The 17721-nt window shown below is 64.5% G+C and carries 16 protein-coding genes; 5 read left to right on the plus strand and 11 right to left on the minus strand.

What is annotated here, in order from left to right:
* Nucleotides 1-78 precede the first annotated feature (78 nt).
* Nucleotides 79-381, minus strand: a complete 303-nt coding sequence (locus AC1DR1_RS17835) for a DUF4193 domain-containing protein (protein WP_229992372.1) — start codon at nt 379-381, stop codon at nt 79-81.
* Nucleotides 382-515: 134 nt separating this feature from the next.
* Nucleotides 516-1400 (minus strand): LysR family transcriptional regulator, encoded by an 885-nt coding sequence (locus AC1DR1_RS17840; protein WP_476993013.1) that lies wholly within the window; start codon nt 1398-1400, stop codon nt 516-518.
* Nucleotides 1401-1469: 69 nt separating this feature from the next.
* On the opposite strand from AC1DR1_RS17840, the gene AC1DR1_RS17845 reads away from it, so the two are divergent.
* Nucleotides 1470-2381, plus strand: coding sequence for an EamA family transporter (locus AC1DR1_RS17845; protein ID WP_364743056.1), 912 nt, complete (start codon nt 1470-1472; stop codon nt 2379-2381).
* Nucleotides 2382-2762: 381 nt separating this feature from the next.
* Here the strand turns inward: AC1DR1_RS17845 and AC1DR1_RS17850 are convergent, their stop codons facing one another.
* The 6 genes from AC1DR1_RS17850 to AC1DR1_RS17875 form a co-directional block, all read right to left on the minus strand.
* A complete protein-coding gene (locus AC1DR1_RS17850) occupies nt 2763-3218 on the minus strand; it encodes a VOC family protein (protein WP_229992369.1) in 456 nt (151 codons plus the stop codon).
* A gap of 477 nt (nt 3219-3695) precedes the next feature.
* Complete coding sequence (locus AC1DR1_RS17855) at nt 3696-5087, minus strand: LLM class flavin-dependent oxidoreductase (protein WP_476993014.1); 1392 nt, start codon at nt 5085-5087, stop codon at nt 3696-3698.
* Nucleotides 5084-6031, minus strand: a complete 948-nt coding sequence (locus tag AC1DR1_RS17860) for a TauD/TfdA dioxygenase family protein (protein ID WP_476966785.1) — start codon at nt 6029-6031, stop codon at nt 5084-5086. The genes AC1DR1_RS17855 and AC1DR1_RS17860 overlap by 4 nt, the downstream gene beginning before the upstream one ends.
* A gap of 45 nt (nt 6032-6076) precedes the next feature.
* The gene (locus tag AC1DR1_RS17865; protein WP_476966786.1) at nt 6077-6991 is read right to left on the minus strand and encodes an ABC transporter permease; all 915 of its coding nucleotides are present in this window, start codon (nt 6989-6991) and stop codon (nt 6077-6079) included.
* Nucleotides 6991-7914: an ABC transporter ATP-binding protein gene (locus AC1DR1_RS17870; RefSeq protein WP_476966787.1), complete on the minus strand. Its 924-nt coding sequence runs from the start codon at nt 7912-7914 to the stop codon at nt 6991-6993. Before AC1DR1_RS17870 ends, AC1DR1_RS17865 begins: the two co-directional genes overlap by 1 nt.
* Nucleotides 7911-8966, minus strand: coding sequence for an ABC transporter substrate-binding protein (locus tag AC1DR1_RS17875; RefSeq protein WP_476966788.1), 1056 nt, complete (start codon nt 8964-8966; stop codon nt 7911-7913). The genes AC1DR1_RS17870 and AC1DR1_RS17875 overlap by 4 nt, the downstream gene beginning before the upstream one ends.
* Nucleotides 8967-10441: 1475 nt before the next feature.
* Here AC1DR1_RS17875 and AC1DR1_RS17880 point away from each other — a divergent pair.
* The 3 genes from AC1DR1_RS17880 to AC1DR1_RS17890 all read left to right on the plus strand — a co-directional run bounded on the left by AC1DR1_RS17880 (nt 10442) and on the right by AC1DR1_RS17890 (nt 11846).
* Nucleotides 10442-10639, plus strand: coding sequence for a hypothetical protein (locus AC1DR1_RS17880; protein ID WP_476966789.1), 198 nt, complete (start codon nt 10442-10444; stop codon nt 10637-10639).
* Complete coding sequence (locus AC1DR1_RS17885) at nt 10632-10874, plus strand: hypothetical protein (protein WP_476966790.1); 243 nt, start codon at nt 10632-10634, stop codon at nt 10872-10874. The genes AC1DR1_RS17880 and AC1DR1_RS17885 overlap by 8 nt, the downstream gene beginning before the upstream one ends.
* Before the next feature lie 123 nt (nt 10875-10997).
* Nucleotides 10998-11846, plus strand: coding sequence for a PhzF family phenazine biosynthesis protein (locus AC1DR1_RS17890; protein WP_476966791.1), 849 nt, complete (start codon nt 10998-11000; stop codon nt 11844-11846).
* Between the two features lie 547 nt (nt 11847-12393).
* On the opposite strand, the gene AC1DR1_RS17895 is transcribed toward AC1DR1_RS17890, so the two are convergent.
* The 3 genes from AC1DR1_RS17895 to AC1DR1_RS17905 all read right to left on the minus strand — a co-directional run bounded on the left by AC1DR1_RS17895 (nt 12394) and on the right by AC1DR1_RS17905 (nt 16534).
* Nucleotides 12394-13314, minus strand: a complete 921-nt coding sequence (locus AC1DR1_RS17895; RefSeq protein WP_476993015.1) for an alpha/beta fold hydrolase — start codon at nt 13312-13314, stop codon at nt 12394-12396.
* A 642-nt stretch (nt 13315-13956) separates the two neighbouring features.
* Nucleotides 13957-15405, minus strand: a complete 1449-nt coding sequence (locus AC1DR1_RS17900) for an SLC13 family permease (RefSeq protein ID WP_364743028.1) — start codon at nt 15403-15405, stop codon at nt 13957-13959.
* 10 nt (nt 15406-15415) lie between these two features.
* On the minus strand, nt 15416-16534 hold the full coding sequence (locus AC1DR1_RS17905; RefSeq protein WP_476966793.1) for a PrpF domain-containing protein: 1119 nt from the start codon (nt 16532-16534) through the stop codon (nt 15416-15418).
* Nucleotides 16535-16775: 241 nt separating this feature from the next.
* Between AC1DR1_RS17905 and AC1DR1_RS17910 the strand changes: the two genes are divergently transcribed.
* Nucleotides 16776-17714, plus strand: coding sequence for a LysR family transcriptional regulator (locus AC1DR1_RS17910; RefSeq protein WP_364743022.1), 939 nt, complete (start codon nt 16776-16778; stop codon nt 17712-17714).
* Nucleotides 17715-17721: the final 7 nt, after the last annotated feature.

Genomic DNA, 17721 nt, shown 5'->3' on the forward strand with positions numbered 1-17721 from the left:
CCGTGGACGATGCTGGTCCGCTGACCCGGAGCGGTGCGGAAAACCGCCCCCGCGCCGCACACACGCGGGGCCATTGTCCTAGCCTTCACAGTCGATGCAGTAAGTGTGGCCGTTCTTTTCGCGTGCCACTTGGGACCGGTGCCGGACCAGGAAACAGGAGTAGCAGGTGAATTCGTCCTGCGCCTGCGGGATGACCTGTACGACGAGTTCCTCGGCGACGAATTCCCCGCCGGGGCTGATCGCATCGTCAAATGCGTCAGTCTCATCCATCTCGCGGACAACACTGCGGGCATCCGGGGCGTTGGCGGATTGCAGCGCCTGCAGGGAGCTATCCTGCGATTCCTTGACGTCGGATCGGACTTCGTCGTAATCGGTTGCCACGGGGGTGACTCTCATTCCTATGTTTAGTTCTGACGGGAAGCCAACGTACACCATTACACGCTTCCCTGCCTCATGTGAACCAGGGACAAGCCACAAGCTCGTCGTTCCCGCTGTGCCCCATTCCGCGATTTTGCCTAATCGTTCCCGCCGGACCCGGTCCCACGGTTTTCCGTAAACACCTGTCGGACCAGGCTCGCGAAGGCGGCAAGGAGAACTGACGGGTCATCCTTCCAAGATGCAAGGAAGACCGGTATGGGAGGGGCGTCACGGACCGGTTTGTACGCAACCCCGGGACGTTGGTACTGCGTGGCGGTCGCTTCCGAGGACATGCCCATGGCCTTACCCGTCGAAATCAGCGTCAGCCAATCGTCTACTCCCTGGATGGGGCGCAGGGATGAAGGCCGGGCCTCCGGTTCCCAAAGATCCTCGACTGTGGTTCCGGTCCGGCTATCGACGGCGACTGTCCGCCCGGCAAAGTCCGCCATGCGGAGGAACCGTTTGCGGGCCAGCGGATCAGTCGTGGCCACCGCGGCATAGCGTAACTCTGTTCCGATCAGCGTCTCAGTGAAGCGCGGGTCATTGAGCCCGCGGCGGACAACGGCCAGATCCACGGATCCGCCGGCCAGGCCGGCCGTCGCCGAGTTCGACTGGACCCAGATAAGTTGCACTCCCGGGTTCRCCTCTTCCCAGCGGCGCTGCACGGTTATGGTCCGGCTGCCCAGCGCGGACCAGGCGTAGCCGACCCTGAGCTCGCCCGCGTGATCCCTCGCGGCCTCTTCCAGCAGCCGGGCTTCGTCCAGGACCCGCCGTGCGTGTTCTATGATCCGCTGCCCGGCGGCGGTCGGGGTCACGCTGCGCGTCGTTCGCTGGAAAACACGGACTCCAAGGGTGCGTTCCAGGGTCGCGACCGACCGGGAGACGCTTGCCTGGGACGTTCCCAAACTGATGGCCGCGTCGGTGAAGGTCCGGGCGTCGTCGACAGCCACGAGTGCCCTAAGATGGCGCAGCTCAAGATTCATACGGTCATCGTATAGAACGGTCACCGCAAGCATTTATTGGTTTGAAGATTTCGCCCCACACTTTGGGTTATGGAGGCATACACAGAGGACGGCTCGGGCCAAGACCGCCGTCCGTCAGCTCAAACCCAGCCCCGGATATTCGGTGGCCTGTTGACCATGACGGGCAGCGGGGTCAGCAATCAAATCGGGGCGGGCATTGGAGCCCACGCGTTTCCGGTGCTCGGACCCGCCGGTGTGGTCGCCGTCCGGCAACTCGTGGCCGCGACCGTCCTCCTGTCGGCCGCCCGGCCGCCCCTCCATCGGTTCACGTGGAAACAGTGGTGGCCGGCGCTCCTGCTGGGCGGAACGATCGCCCTCATGAACATTTGCCTCTATGTCGCCATCCAGCGCATCGGGCTGGGGTTGGCCGTCACTTTGGAATTTCTTGGCCCGCTTGCAATCGCCCTCATGCGGTCCAGGTCCAAACTCGACCTGCTGTGTGCGCTGTGCGCCGGTGCCGGCGTCTACGTCCTGGTGATGCCGGGACCTTCGAGCGACTTCCTTGGCATTGGAATCGCTGCGGCCGGGGCCGCCTGCTGGGCGGCCTACATCATTCTGAATGGGGTCGTGGGTCAGCGGCTGCCCGGGCTGCAGGGCCCGGCAGCCGCAACCCTGGTCTCCATGGTGTTCTACCTGCCGGTGGTCGGTTATCTGATCTCGGCGGGGTCCCTGACGGGTCCGGCGCTGTTGTATTCGGTGATCGCCGGAGTGCTTTGCTCTGTCATCCCGTACGCCGCGGACCTGGTGGCGCTCCGGAAGGTGCGGCCGGCATTCTTCGGTGTATATATGAGCATCAATCCCCTTCTTGCGGCCCTCTCGGGGATGATCGTGCTGGGGCAGATCCTCGCCGTTCATGAATGGCTGGGTATCGGCATCATTGTCGCCACCAACGCGGCAGCCATCCTGCTGGCCAGCATCAAGCCGGGCGCATCACGCCCCTGAGGTTATGAAAACCGCAGAGCTGGCAGTGAATTAGCAGCGCTTAGTTCCTCTAGCTGCGTCAACGGTTTCGGGCGTGAGAGTGTCCAAGTGGGAAGCATGTCCCTTTTCTCCAGAACCGGCACAAAAGCATTCGGCGGGGAAGATGCCGGTCGAGGTCAGCCCTGCGAAGCCTCGCCGGGGGACGCTCATCTTTGCCTGCGGGCTCCTGCATCCCGAGGATGAGGAACGTGATACCCACAGTGAAGAAGGCAATCCAGGCCGTGGTTCCTAGAAATATCATTGCGATCGCAACGGCCAGGAAAACGATCCCGATCGGCAGGAATGCCGCGCCCCGGCTTCTCTTCGCTCGGCCGTTCGACTCCGACATGGGCTTTTAACCGTTCATCTGGTCGACGCTACGTGGGTCTTCTTCAGCTCCTCGGCGAACATCACGATGATGCCGCTTGGTCCGCGGACATAGGTGAGCTTGTAGACGTCCCCGTAGGTCGCCACGCCGCGCAGCGGGTGGCAGCCGTGCCTCGCGGCGATCTCGAGGGCCTCGTCGATGTTGTCGACAGAGAAGGCGACACGGTGCATGCCGATCTCGTTGGGACGGGTTGGCTTCGTCTCGATTGCGTCGGGGTGTATGTACTCGAAGAGCTCAAGGCGACCGTGGCCGTCTGGCGTCTGGAGCATGGCGATGTTGGCGTGGTTGCCATCGAGGCCGACGGCGGTGTCGGTCCACTCGCCACTGACGGTGTCACGGCCGACGACGGTCAGACCAAGGTCAGTGAAGAAGTCGATCGTTGCTTCGAGGTCGCGGACGGCTATGCCTACGTTTTCGAGTTTGATGGGCATGAGTCACATGCTAACGCGTCGGGGCGATTCGTTCAGGTCCCTGGGCTGCCGGTTCCCGCTCAACCGGTCCCAGAACCATGGAATCAGGGATACCCTAGTCGTCAACGTCCAGGCGATGGTCGCAGAGTTCGAAGGGGCCTCTTCCGAGCCCGCACCCGGGAAGGGATGAAGGTTGCCAAGGCCAAGGGCCGGGGCCGTTGCAGGGACTGCGGCGGAAGCCGATTTCGGCACGGCCGAGGAGTACGCGAAGCAGTTCCCCAAAGGAAGAGGCGGACGCGACCGATTATTTTCAGCCCGCGAAGAGCTACCGTACTGCCGTTTGGGGTTCCTCAACGGGACGTGGCAACGCCAAACAGAGCAGTGATTTGCGCACCACTTTCCGCTGACAGTCACGCCCCTGAAGTGAGGAGGCCCCGGACAGCTGTTGCTGCCCGGGGCTTCCATCCGGTCGTGAGCCGAACCCTGGACCCACTCAGGTCATCGTTCCGAGACCAGCAGTCCGCCTCTCGGCGCACCGACGTTGTCCACATGGCTGGACCGTCCGGCCGCAGCGAAAGTGTTGGCCGGCCGGGGCAGCCCGTAGTGCTCGCGGAGGGTCCGCCCGGTGTATTCACGCCGGAAGAGTCCGCGGTCCCGCAGGATCGGGATGACGTGGTCAACAAAAGCGTCAAGGCCGGACGGAAGCACGGGCGGCATGATGTTGAAGCCGTCCGCTGCCCCGGCCACGAACCATTCCTCGATGGCGTCGGCCACCTGCTCGGGGGTCCCGGAGAAGGTCCGGTGTCCGCGGCCGCCCCCGAGCCTGCCGATGAGCTGGCGCACGGTCAGGCGTTCCCGCCGGGCGAGGTCCACGATCAGTGTGTATCTGCTCTTGGCGCCCTCGATCTCGTCCTCGGAAGGCAGGTCTTCCGGTAGCTCGGCGTCCAGGGCCAGCGACTCCGGCGAGACCTTCAGGACCCCGGCGAGTTGCCGTCTGGCGTGCCCGGGGTGGATGAGTCCGTCGAGTTCCTTCTCCAACCGCCGGGCTTCGGCCTCCGTGGACCCGATGACCGGAACAATGCCCGGAAGAATCTTGATCGTCTCCGGGTCCCGGCCGGCTGCGGCCGTTCGCTGCTTCAGGTCCGCATAGAAGCGCTGTGCCTCTGGCAGCGTCTGCTGGGCGGTGAAAACCGCTTCGGCGTAGCGGGCGGCGAAGTCCTTGCCGTCTTCCGAGGAGCCCGCCTGGACAATCACCGGGTGGCCCTGGACGGAGCGCGGCACATCCAGGGGGCCCTGGACGCTGAAATACGTGCCGGCGTGGTTGACCGGATGGACGCGGGTGTTGTCCCCCCAAATCCCGGCGTCCTTGTCCCCGACGGCGGCGCCGTCCTCCCAGCTGTCCCAGAGCTTGCGGGCAACGTCCAGGAATTCCGCGGCCCGCTCGTACCGCAGCGCGTGGGCCGGCTGGTCCTGCAGCGAGAAGTTCCTTGCCGCGGCGTCCCCGGCGGTGGTCACGACGTTCCACCCGGTCCGGCCGCCGCTGATGTGATCCACGGAGGCAAACCGCCGGGCCAGGTTATAGGGGTCGTTGTAGGTGGTGGAGGCCGTCGCGATGAGCCCGATGCGTTCGGTGACGGCGGCGATGGCCGCCAGCAGTACGGTCGGCTCGAGGCTGCCGTACGGGCGCTGTCCGACGTCGCCGTGCAGTACTGGCGAGTCCGCGAAGAAGATCGAGTCGAACGTTCCGCGTTCCGCGGTCCGGGCAAGCCGCTGGAAGTGGGCGACGTCGGTCCCGGCGAAGCTGTCGCTTTCCGGCAGCCGCCACGAGGCTTCGTGGTGCCCGGTGCTCATGAGGAACGCGTTCAGGTGCAGCTGCCGTGCGCCGCTCACAGCCCGTCTCCGGGCAAGTCTGCGGGCAGAACAACCGTCTCGGAATAGACGGAGGAATCGCCCTGGATGGACGAGCTGCTGCGTCCGTCGATGCCTACGGGAACATCGCCGGCCACCGTGACTCGGTTCAGCTGGCGGGGCTGGCCGTCGTAGTTGTCCGGGGCGTAATGCTGGGTGATGCGGTTGTCGAAGAGCACCAGCTGGTCCGGTTCCCAGTTGACGCGGACCACGTTCTCCGGGCGGGTGACGTAGGCCTGGAGCAGCCGCAGGATGTCCTTGGATTCGGTGTTGGACAATCCCACGATCCGCAACCTTTGGGCGAAGCCGCCGATGAAGAGGCCGCGCTCCCCTGTCAGTGGGTGGACCCGGACCACGGGGTGGGCGGTCTCGAAGTGGATCCGGGCAAATTCCTTCCGCCGCTCATCGGCGTTGGCGTGCTCGAGGTTCTTCGGCACGGAGTAGTCGTAGTCATTGGTGTGGACGGCCCACAACGTGTCGGCGAAGTTCCGCAGTTCCTCCGGCAGGTCCTGGTAGGCACCTGCCGAGGAGGCGATCAGGGTCTCCCCGCCGTAGGCCGGCAGGGTGATGCTGCGCAGGGTGGAGGCCTGCGGCGGGTTCACGACAAAGGTGACGTCGGTGTGCCAGTTGTTCGCGCTGCCGTTTTCGCTGTCTACCGGCAGGACCGCCGGTTTGCCCTCTACGGAGGCCACCGTGGGGTGTGCCTGGGTGAGCGGGCCGAAGCGGCTGGCGAAGCGCACCTGGGCTTCGTCGTCGCGAATGTTGGCGTCCCGGAAGACCAGGGCCTTGTGCGTGTTCAGGGCTTCACGGATCTGGGCAATGGTGGCGTCGCTGAGCTCGCTGTTGAGGTCCAGGCCGCGGATCTCGGCGCCGATGCGGGCGCTGAGTTTGCGGAATTTGAGGCGGGTTTCGGTAGCTATCGACATGGTGGTGGTCTCCTTGATCTGTGGGGGGTGGTGAGGTTGGCTGGTCTAGTTCGATTGGGATCCGACGGCGGTCCGCCACCGGGAGAAGTGCCGTTCGACGGCGACCAGCAGGTAGTTGACCAGCAGGCCGAGCAGCGAGACGGTCAGAATCCCTGCGTACATGTCCGGGATCAGGAAGCTCATCTGGGAATTGACGATCAGGTACCCGAGGCCCGCCTTGGCCCCGACCATTTCCGCGGCGATGAGCACCAGGATCGAGGACGTTCCGGCCATCCGGATTCCCGTGAAAATGGTCGGTACCGCCGAGGGCAGGATGACCTTCTGGAACAGCCGGAAGTTGGACAGCCCCAGGGAGCGGGCGGCACGGATCAGGAGCGGGTCAACGGTCCGGACGCCGGCGATGGTGTTCAGCAGGACGGGGAAGAACGCGGCGTAGGCCACGATGCTGATCTTGGACGTCTCCCCGATCCCCAGCAGGAGGGTGAAGACCGGGAGCAGGGCAAGCGCCGCCGTGTTCCGGAAGACCTCCAGCAGCGGATTCAAGAACCGGTCAAGGGACCGGTACCAGGCGACCAGCAGGCCCAGGGCGACGGCGGAGACGACGGCGATGCCGAAGCCGCTGGCGGAGCGGGTGAGGCTTGCCGCCAAATGGTTCTGCAGCTGACCCTTGGCGAGGAGGGACCCCAGGGCACGCAGGACCTCGTGCAGCGGCGGGAGGAACACCCTGGTGGATGGCGAGGCAAGGTACGTGGGCCCCAGTTCCCAGAGCAGAAGGAACAGCAGGATGGCGCCGGAGGCCCAGATCCCGCGTCCGGCCCTGCGGGCGCTGGACCGGACCAGGGAGGGGAGGTGTCGGGCTCCCGCGGGCTGCGCGGTCCGCCCGGCGTCGGCCGCGGGTGCGGCAGGGGCGGCAGGTGCGGCAGGCGCGGCGGCGTCTTTGGTCAGTGTTGGTGCGGTCATCAGGCTGCCCTTCCCTTGCTGAGCTGTCCCTTGCTGAGTTGGGGTGCCTCGTCGGGTGCTGACCCGTCGGGCCGGATTTTGGCGTGCCCGGCTTCCTGGGCCTTCCGGACTTCGTCGTGCAGCAGGGACCAGACTTGGTGGCGGTGTTCGACGAAGACGGCGTCGGAACGGACGTCGCCGTCACCGCTCCGCTCCCCCAGGTCAATGTCGACAATCTGCTTGAGCCGGCCGGGGCGGGAACTGAGCACGGCCACCCGCTGGCCCAGGTATACGGCTTCGTCGATGCCGTGCGTGATGAAGATGATGGTCTTGCCCGTGGACCGCCAGATGCGCAGGAGTTCCTCCTGGAGCTGTTCCCGGGTCTGGGCATCCAGCGCCGCGAACGGTTCATCCATGAGCAGGACGTCGGGTTCGTACGCGAGGCTCCGGGCGATGGCAACGCGCTGCTTCATGCCCCCGGAGAGCTCATGGGGATACCGGTCCTCGAAGCCGGACAGGCCAACGAGCTCCAGATAGTGGCGGGCCTTGTCGGTACGTTCCTTGCGGCTGAGCCGGCGCCCGTCGCTGCCGGACCCTTCGAGGCCGAAGGCGACGTTGGCGGCCGCGGTGCGCCACGGAAAGAGTGCGTACTGCTGGAACACGACGGCACGGTCGCGGCCGGGTCCGGTCACCTCCTTGCCGTCCACCAGCACCTGGCCGGTGTCCGGCCGGGTGAGCCCGGCAAGGAGGTCCAGGAGGGTGGTCTTGCCGGATCCGCTCGGACCGACCAGAGTGATGAATTCGCCCGCGGCGACGTCGAGGGTGATGCCCTCCAGCGCCGTCAGGGTGGTGCCCTCCGGCTGGTCCTTGCTGGGCCGGACTGTGAACTGTTTCCCGACGTCCCGGAGGCTGATTTTCGGCGCCTGGCCGGTATCACGGGTCACGATGCCGCCCCCTTCAGCAGGTCGTTGAAGTCGTTGGTGTAGTACTTGGAGGGGGTGATGTCACCGGTCACGATTCCGGTGTCGTTCAGCCACGCTGACCAGCGGGTGAAGTCCTGATCGCTGATGGCGCCCTTGGACGGGACACCGACGCTCTTCCAGTACTTCAGGGCCGCGGTACTTTCAGAACGCTGGCGCTTGTTGATGATGCTCGTAAACCGTGCGATCACCTCGTCACGGGGCGTACTGCGTTCCCATTCGATGGCCTTGGCCACGCCGGTGGTAAAGATCCTCGCGGTTTCCGGGTTCTTTTCGACGAAGTCCTTGCGCAGTACGTATTGGCCTCCAGCGAAGGTTCCAAACAGCTCGAAGTCGTTGAACAGGGACCGCAGGCCGCCATTGGCGACAGCGTTATCCTGCAGCACTCCGCCGAGCGACCCGACGTCGACCTGTCCGCGGCGGATGGCCTCCTCGGTGTCATTGGGCGGAACGACGACGAGTTGAACCTGCTTGATCTCCTCCTGCGACAGACCGTTCTTCTTGAGGTAGCTATTGATCACGGCGTCCGCATGGGCGCCCAAGGTGTTGACCGCAACCTTCTTGCCGATCAGATCCCGTGGCGACCGGATGGGGCTCTCCTGGGTGACATAGAAGCCGTTGAACGTCTTCTCGTCCTCGCCGTAGTAATTGATCACCGCAGTGACCGGTGCGCCGGCTTCGATGAGCTTCACCACGGCACCCGAGAAGGCGCCGCCAAAGTCGGTGGCTCCTGTCGCGGCTGATTGGATGCTCGCCGGCCCGCTGATGGTGTTGCCTACCCAGTTCAGCTTCACATCGCCTAGGTAACCGAGGTCCTCGGCCAGCTCCGGCAACGTGACGCTGTTGGCCCAGCCCTCGTAGCGGAGTTCGGTCACCTCGGGCGTCCCAGGGGCATTTCCGGCCGGGGACTGGGCGCTCGCAGGGCCGCCGCAACCGGAGACCACCAGCGAGACCGCCAGGGCGGCAGCAACGCCCAAGGTGGGGAAAAGTCCTGCGGGTAAGAGTCGGTTTTTCATAGCGGATTCTTTCTGGATTCGATGGTGCGGACCGGGGTTACCGGACCGTGTCCACCATCAGAACAGAGTTGAATCCGAGCCGGCAGGTGCCCCGACACCCCACGAAACCGCGCGTAATCCGGCGACGAAAACAGCCACGGACGCCAATCGCTACCCAATCGGACGCAGTCCGTAACAGGGCAGACTCACGCGGTCATCAGAGGCCATTCCGGGACGCCTCCGCGCCCCACCGGACCCCGCGTTGTGAAGTCTCGGTGACGCCCGGCGACCGCGCGTGACGGAGCCGGCGTCGCGCCGCCGTCGTACATGGGACGAAAGATTTCCTGGGGATGTGGCCGAATGTTGCGCTCCCGGCGGCTCGGGGAAAGGGTGGGGTTCCAGGGAAGAACCCGCCGCCGCGGGAATCTCACGAGCCCGAATGCTGGGCCCCGGCACTCCGACTGAACCGTCCATTCAGGGTTCCCGCAGGGACAGCGGAGCAACGCTAAGCTGCGATCTAACATGGGGCGACGTGGTTTAAGAGCACAGCGAAGCACCTCATCGCCGATCTGGATTTCTACGAAGACCCCTAACGGCACCACCAAGTCGAGTGCCGGAAGCTGCACTCGGACGATCAGGGAACCGTTCTACCTCAAGTGGCCTGACGGCGTAGTTCCACACCACCGAGCCCATGATCGCGTAGGCGACGGCGAGCCATGATTGCAGGATGATGCCGATCGGGGCGCCCTCGACCATGCCGGCGACCGCCATAGACCACCAAGCTCTGCGAATTCACCGCCAATTAGCCTTGCGATTCACAAGACACGAGTGCCGAGGGCTTTCAGGCTTATTCGAGGGAAGAAAGGCCCGATGCGAGGTTGCGGTACTCGACGGGTGTGAGCCCTAGGACTGTGCGGAAGTCATTGGCCAGGTGTGCTTGGTCTGAGTAGCCAAAGTCTGCCGCAAATGGTGGCGATGTCGGAGTCGGGGCTCGTTCCGGAGACGCTCTAAGGCTTCCTGGATTCGACGCCGACAGATCATCGCAACAGGTGAGAGGCCCACGTAGCGTGCTGCGAGCAAAAGTGGAAGGTCGAAGACCGCGACCACAGCGGGGTCGAGAATACCGAGGGTCGCCTCGCACACGGTCGGCGACACGAAAACCGCGGTCCACAAAGAGAATCCGGCAATCGCCTGAATGGCGAAATAGGCGCGACCCCGCCCAACCATGCGTGTCACCGACTCAACCCAAACATCAGCAGTCCTTGTCGGCATCTCGATGGAATTCTTCGAGCAGCCACTTCCGGTTAAGGGACTTGGCGGTGTTTGTGTCGAAGACAATGTTGGCCTCAGCCTACCGAATTCGACCGCTGCATCTGACGTCGAGTCTGCGCGTCTCCCCTTCCAGGCCTCATTCCGGATCGCGTGGGTCGGAGCGGTCACGGCAGGTGCGCTGGGCGGGACGTTGATTCCTCCGGGCGTCGTTGGCCTGGACTTTGATGGCGTTCTTCCTGGTGCTGGGAATCGATGCCTACCGCGTCCGGCGCAGCATCCCGATCCCGGCCGTTGCCCTCGGCTGCGCACTGGTCGGACACCTGGTCTTCGGCGAAGTGATACTCATTGCCGCGATGGGCATGTTCGTCGCGTTCCTTTTCGTCCAGTACGCCATCCGGCAAAGGAAGGCCCGTCATGCCTGAACCGATCTGCATTCTTGCGGCCGTACTGATCAGCTCAGCCGGCATCATGACCATCCTGGTCTTCTACACCCTCCGCCACGCCCCTCCGGCAGCAACGCCGGTGACCGTGACGGTCACCACGGGATTCATGGTTACTGCCGGCCTGCACCTCTGGCGCCGGAACGCCGTCATCAGCGTTATGGGAGGGGCCGCCGTCCACGTAGCCTTGGCCTCAACCCTCCCCGCCTGGCCCTGACCACTCCCAGCAACGGCAATGCCAGAAAATCAAACTGGCCCTTTATTCTAAAGCCAGTATGGCCCTACGGTTGTTGGAGAATAACCAACGCTGCCTGCCAGCGCACCAACAGAAGGACCCCACATGACCCCCGCCGAATCCACGCGCCAATTCTCCCAGGTGGACGTTTTTGCCCCCGGCCCGAAAGCCGGCAACCCGGTCGCCGTCGTCCGTCACGCCGATGGCCTGTCCACCGAGCAGATGCAGAACTTCGCCAACTGGACGAACCTCTCAGAGACCACCTTCCTTTTGACCCCCACCGACCCGGCAGCGGACTACAGGCTCCGCATCTTCACCCCACGGGCCGAAGTACCCTTCGCCGGACACCCCACGCTCGGATCCGCCCATGCCTGGCTGGAAACCGGCGGTGTGCCCCAGGAAGATGGGCAGCTCGTCCAGGAGTGCGGGGCCGGTCTGGTCACGATCCGGCGCACCGACACCGAACTGTCCTTCCAGGCCCCGCCCCTGACCAGATCAGGCCCAGTCGAACCGGCAATCCTGGAGCAGGTCATTGCCAGCCTCGGCATCCACGCCGGGCAGGTCTTGGGAAGCAACTGGGTCGACAACGGCCCCGGCTGGCTTGGGATCCGRCTCGCATCAGCCCAGCAGGTCCTGGACCTCCGGCCGGACTTCAATGCCATGGGGCACCTGAACATGGGCGTCATCGGCGCCTACGACAACGGCGAACCCGCAGACTTCGAGGTCCGCACCTTCGCGCCCGGGCACGGCGTGAACGAAGACCCCGTGACCGGCAGCGTCAACGCCGGACTGGCACAGTGGCTCCGCAGCGAAGGGGCTCTCGACGGGAACTACACCGTGCAGCAAGGAACTGTACTCGGGCGCGGCGGACTGCTCACGATCACCTCCGAGGCGGATGCCATCTGGGTCGGAGGCAGCAGCCGCACCATCATCCACGGGTACGTCAGACTCTGAGCCACCGCCAAACACCAGGTCCTGAACCGGGGCCGACACCGACGATGAAGGAGCCCCGGGACGACAGGCCCGTTCCCGGCCGGAGACATCAGCGACAGCATCTTCAGGGCGGACCCAGCCCCGCACGCACTCATCAGCTAATCAGTTCCATTACGGCTGCGGCACTCCAACTAGTGCTCTACGTCAAGCTCTTTGCCTAGGAGACGATTGGGGGAACGTGGGAAATCTCTGCCAACGGCTCTTCTGCAATGCAGCCGAACCTTCGTCGCCACCGGGCAATCGTCAGATTCTGGTTGGCCTCGACGGTGTCCGATTTCGGCAGCTATATAGCCACCTTGGCTTTTTCCGTTCTGATTTTGGTGACGATGAGTACTCATCGGCGGAGACCTCGGCCGTGGCCTGATCCTCGCAGGCGTATGCGTGATGGCGATGACCGGGACTATCTCGGTTCCGGCTTTGATGATCCTGATGTTCGCCTTTGGAACCCTCGCCCTGACCAGTGACGCCGCGAATCAGAGCTTCCTCCCCCAGCTGGTCCGCTCATTCCCTAGGCGGTGGTTATCATGGCAGCAATTTCTTCGACTGCTTCTGACAATGCCGCCATGGATGCAGGGCCGCCGTGTCCCTCGTCTTCGATAATGACAAGCTGGCTTGATTGCCATCTCCGTTGCAGCTGCCATGCGGTTACAGTAGGGCCACTAATGTCGCGCCGGCCGTGGATGAGGTATCCGGGGATGCCGTTGAGCTCGTGAATCCGGGGGATGATTTCCTGCCCGTCCGTCAGGAATCCGTCGTTGGCCCAGTAGTGCGAAACCAGAAGGGCGAACGTCATCCGCTCCCGCTCATTCTCGAACAACGCGCCGGGCACCCAGTTGGGGTCCAGGGATACATGCGTGGATTCCCAGCGCTCCCAGGATAAGGCGGCTCGTCTGGCGTCGTCGCGGTCTTCCCCAGCCAGCCGCCGGGCGTAAGCCTCGACCACTCGCTCGCCCGGGTTTGCGCTGGATGCCTCGGAGAACTCGTTCCATGCCTCAGGGAAGACGCGTCCGACGTCTTCAGTGATCCATCGGACCTCGTCCCGGCTAGTTGATGTCACGGCTACGAGAGCGATGCCGAGGACCCGACCGGGGTAACTGAGGGAATAAGCGAGGGCGAGCGTGCTGCCCCAGGAAACACCGGTGACGATCCACCTTTCGATACCGAGGAACTCGCGCACCGCCTCAATGTCTTCGATCAAGGCCTGCGTGGTGTTCTCGGATAGGTGGTCGAGATCCTCTTGGACCGTCGGAGTGCTCTTGCCGCACCCTCGTTGATCCAGCCCGATGATCCTAAATCGGGTGTGGTCGTGTCGTTTGCGGTACCCGCCCTTACCAAGGGAACCGCCGGGGCCGCCATGAAGGTAGAGGACCGGAACGCCGGAGGGCTCACCGGTCGATTCCCAGTAGATTCTGGCATGGGGAACGTTCACCCAGCCGCTATTTGTTGGCTCGTCCGTCACTCGCTACACAGTATTGCAAGTGCGATGATTTGTACCCGCCAGCGGCGCCTGTCTGATGAGCCGTTCTGGCGAACCGCCTCATGCGACATCACGGCCGAGTTCCCTAGAAACCCCAGCGCGTGCCTTCGCTTCAGGCCTGGACGCAGCGCCTTCGGACGTTCGGCCGCCTAGCCGCCCCCCGGCGCCGGGGGGCGATTGGATCGAAGGTACCCCCACAAGCGCATCGGCTTACGGGCGCCGGGGCTGCCATGTAGCGCTGCAACAACACCGCCACTGACCACTGCGATTCACACCGCCGAACTCAGCCTGCTTGGGCCCGGCAGGGCTTCTGCAGTTGGATTTTGTTCCTCGCCAGGAAGCGAAAGCTAAAAGGCTCTGCGAGCCGGGCTGAACGGGCTGGGCCCAGGTCCTGCGGTTGCTCTTCTGGGGTCAGTGCAGTGGGGCGGCGCGCGTTGCGAATAGGCGATGATCCCGGTGATCATCATTCGCCGCCCCACTGCGGTCTGGTGCCGGCGGACTCAATATGTCCGGGCCGTCTATTCAATTCAGCGAGGTGGTCCTTGAGGTGGCTGCCTCGCTGTTGGCCATGCGGAATCGCCGTGGCGGGACCGGTTACATGACGCCGGTGGGTACAAGCAGGACCCAGGCGAGGGCGGGAGCCACCAGAACCACGCCGCCTGCATAGGCCATCAGCTGCCGGTAGACACGCTGCCGGTCGTTCCCGCGGGCGTTGGCGACCACCAGCGCACCGTCGGTGGAGAAGGGCGAGACATCCACCACTGTGGCAGCGATCGCCAGCGCCGCGACCGTGCCGGAGGCGCTCAGCGAACTGGTAGCCAGGAGCGGACCGGCCAAGGGAATGAACGCGGTCAGCAACGCCGTGGAGGAGGCGAAGGCTGAGCCGACGCCAATGACGTAGCAGAGGACCAGTGCCACCAGCAGTGGTGCGCCCAGTGCCAGCGCCTGCTCGGCGAGGGTGTCGATGACGCCAACGTGCTGGAGCAGGGAGACATACGTGATCATGCCCGCCACCAGCAGGACCGTGGACCAAGAGACGCCGCCGATGAACGTTTGGTGTTCCTTGATGTTGACAAGGGCCAGCAGAAGTCCGGCGGAGAGTGCGACAAATCCGATCGGCATGTGGAAGCCCAGGGTGCACACGAGCATCACCGCGATCAGTGCCAGCGTGAGGATCTGCTGCCCGCGGGGGCGGCTGGTGCGGGCGGTGTCGACGTCGGCATGCTGGCCGCCTTCGCCGTCGCGCAGCCTGCCCAGGAGGGCGAACAGGACGATGGTGAGCACCGAAAGAATGAGATTCAGGGCGAAGCTTGCAATGAAGAGTGCGCCCTGGGAAATGGGAAATCCGTTCTTGAGGGCGATGTCGTGCACCAGCACGCCGGCCACGGACAGCGGGGAAAAGCCGCCGGCGTGGGCTCCGTTGATGATGAACGCGCCCATCAGTACAGGATGAATCCGGGACTCGTAGGCGAATCCGATGGCAGCAGGCGCCAGCAGCGCGACGGCGGCCGGCGAGAACGTGCCCAGTGACGTGAGCGCAGCAGCGATCAGGAAGAACACCCAGGGCAGCAGCATCGTCTTGCCCCTGACGAGGCGCACGCAGGTCTGGACAATGATGTCGATGGTGCCGTTCCTCTGGGCCATGCTGAAGAAGTAGGTGACTCCGATGATCGTCAAGACGATGCTGGCCGGGAACTCTTCGAGGATCTGCTTGTCCGTCATTCCGAGCATGAAATAGCCGACGCCGAAGGAGGCGACCAGCCCCATCACGCCGATGTTCAGCGGCCATTTCGTGGCGACGATGAACATTATGACGAGGATGACGAGCGGGATGATTTGGACAGCGGTCATGGAGTGCTCCGGTTGCGGGGTGGCCGAGGGGTTGAAGATATCACCCCCCAGCACGAGGGCAATCAAAGCCAGGATCGCGAAACCGGCGCCCACCGCCACCAGTAGGATACGGCGGCGACGGGTTGGACTCGGGGCCCCTTTGCCCCGGGTCTCGTCCGCAGCGACAGCGGTGCGGTGCTCAGTCTTGGTCATGATGGCCTCCTCAGCGGGTGGCTCCCGCGAGGGAGGCAGCGACGGCGCTGCCGGGAACCTCGGGGAGATGGATGATGGTTGTGGCGATGGTGCGGGCGGTGCGGTCGACGCCTACGAGGAGCGTCGCGTCGTGCTCCTCGCTCCACGTCTCGATCACCCCGGCGGGGGTGCGGAGCCGGAGCGTCCTCCCCAAGGTGTCGCCCGTGATGGTGTGCAGCACGGTGCCGGCGGTGCGGGCGGCCAAGGTCAGGGCAATGCTGCCTGTGATGGCCAGCGCCGGGTGGAGCTTGCCCATGGAGAGCATCATGACGCTGGCGTCGGCACCGGGGCCGGCCAACGCTGGCGCGGCTACGATGGCGAGCTTCGGGATGGCCCGGGCCGCTTCGGCTGCCGTGGGGACCAGCCCCATCCGCACCGCTGCCTGCCTCCGGATCTGCTCCAGCGTATCCAGCTGCAGCTCCACCCCGGCGCGCCAGCTGTCGTACCTGGCCGGGTCCAGGCCCAGCTCCTCGGCGCGGACCATCACCACGGGGGCTCCGGCGTCGACCATCGACACGGTCCAACGGGCTCCGCCTGCCGTGATGGTGTCGGTGGCCGCGCCCGTGGGCAACAGCGCACCGGTGGTCTTGCCGGCAGGGTCTTGGAAGCCGAGCCCCACCGCGTAGCCAGGGAAGGGCACGCCGGGCATCTGGGCCTCCGGAACCGATGCCAAGGCGCCGGCCGGGGTGGCCACCCGCTGGACGATGATTTGATTGGTGTTGGTGTTGCGGGTGACGATCCGGGTGACGTCTCCGGTGGGGATCACCCATCCCCTCTCGATGGCGTACAGTCCCACCACTGCCGAACCGTTCCCGCAATTGCTGCCCCAGTCCACCGAGGCCTCTTCGATACCCACCTGGGCAAAGGTGTACTCAACGTCAACCTCGTCGCTGACGGGCCGGTGCAGGATCACGGCCTTGCTGGTCGTCGATGTCGCCCCGCCGACGCCGTCGATCTGGCGGGGGTCCGGGCTGCCGAACAGCCGCGGCAGCAGCACATCCAGGCTGGTGCCGCCCTCCTGAAGATGCTCCGCATCGAACACCCAGCATTTACTGGTGCCTCCGCGCATCCATCGGGCTTCGATCTCCATGATTTTTCCCGTTTCTCCTCGTGCCTCAGATTTAGATGAGGATCTGTAAAAAGATTGAGCCAGATCACATCTTTAGACAATGTTGGATTTTTGTGGGGGGATGTAGAATAGCTACATTCATTGAGCCCGGGAAGATCAATTCCCGTCCTTCCAGCCTCCCTTGGCTGGATTAGTCCCCGATGGGCTGAGCGGAGGCCACATCCTGATAGGGAATGAACGAAATCCGGAGAAGGGTGAAGCGTTGCTTAACGACGAGGGTCAGGGCTTGTTCGACATAAGGCGGCTGGCGCTACTGCTGGAGGTGGTGGAGCAGGGCTCGATCACCGCCGCGGCCGAGCTCATGATGTACACGCCCTCGGCCGTCTCCCAGCAGTTGCGAAAGCTCGAACAAGAAGTGGGGCAGCCGCTCCTTACCCGCCGCTCCCGCGGGGTGGTGCCCACCGAGGCCGGCCAGGTGCTGGCCGGCCACGCCCGCAAGATCGTCTGGCAGATGCAGGCAGCACGGTCCGACCTGGGCCAGATTGCCGGCCTCAAACGCGGTTCCCTGACCGTGGGCACCTTTCCGACACTGGCAGGGTCCTTCCTGCCCGTCGTTATCCGGACCTTCAAGAAGCGGTACCCGGCCATCAATCTCTCCTTGCGCAGCGCCCGCTTCGATGAACTCGTGGCAGATCTGCAGTCCGGGGTCACGGGGCTGTGCCTGCTCTGGGACTACCCATGGAATCCGTTCCGGGACGACTCCATCCGCGTAACCGAAGTCTTCCAGGAGAGCACCGTGATCCTGGTGGCCCGCAGCCACCCACTCGCCGACCGTGAGCAGGTAAGCATGGAAGACCTGCGCAACGAGTCCTGGATCGTTCGCGCCGAGGCCCACCCCGTAGTGGAGGTTCTGCAGCGTTCCGCCCACGACACCGGATTCGAACCGCAGATTGCCTTCCTGGCCAACGACTACCAGGAGGCCCAGGCCATGGTCAGTGTGGGAATGGGCGTGGCCATGGTGCCCAAGACAGCCGTGGCACTTCAGCATCCCGACGTGAAGGTGCTGAGCCTGGGTTCCGCCGCCCCGCTGCGGCGGATACTGCTGGCGCAGCGCGAGGACAAGGTCTACGCCCCGGCCGAGGTGGCCTTCCACTCCACCCTGCTGGAAATCGCCCGCGAACGAGCTAGCGACTATCTCTAGACCACGG

This window comes from Arthrobacter sp. P4_F10 (assembly GCF_056401435.1).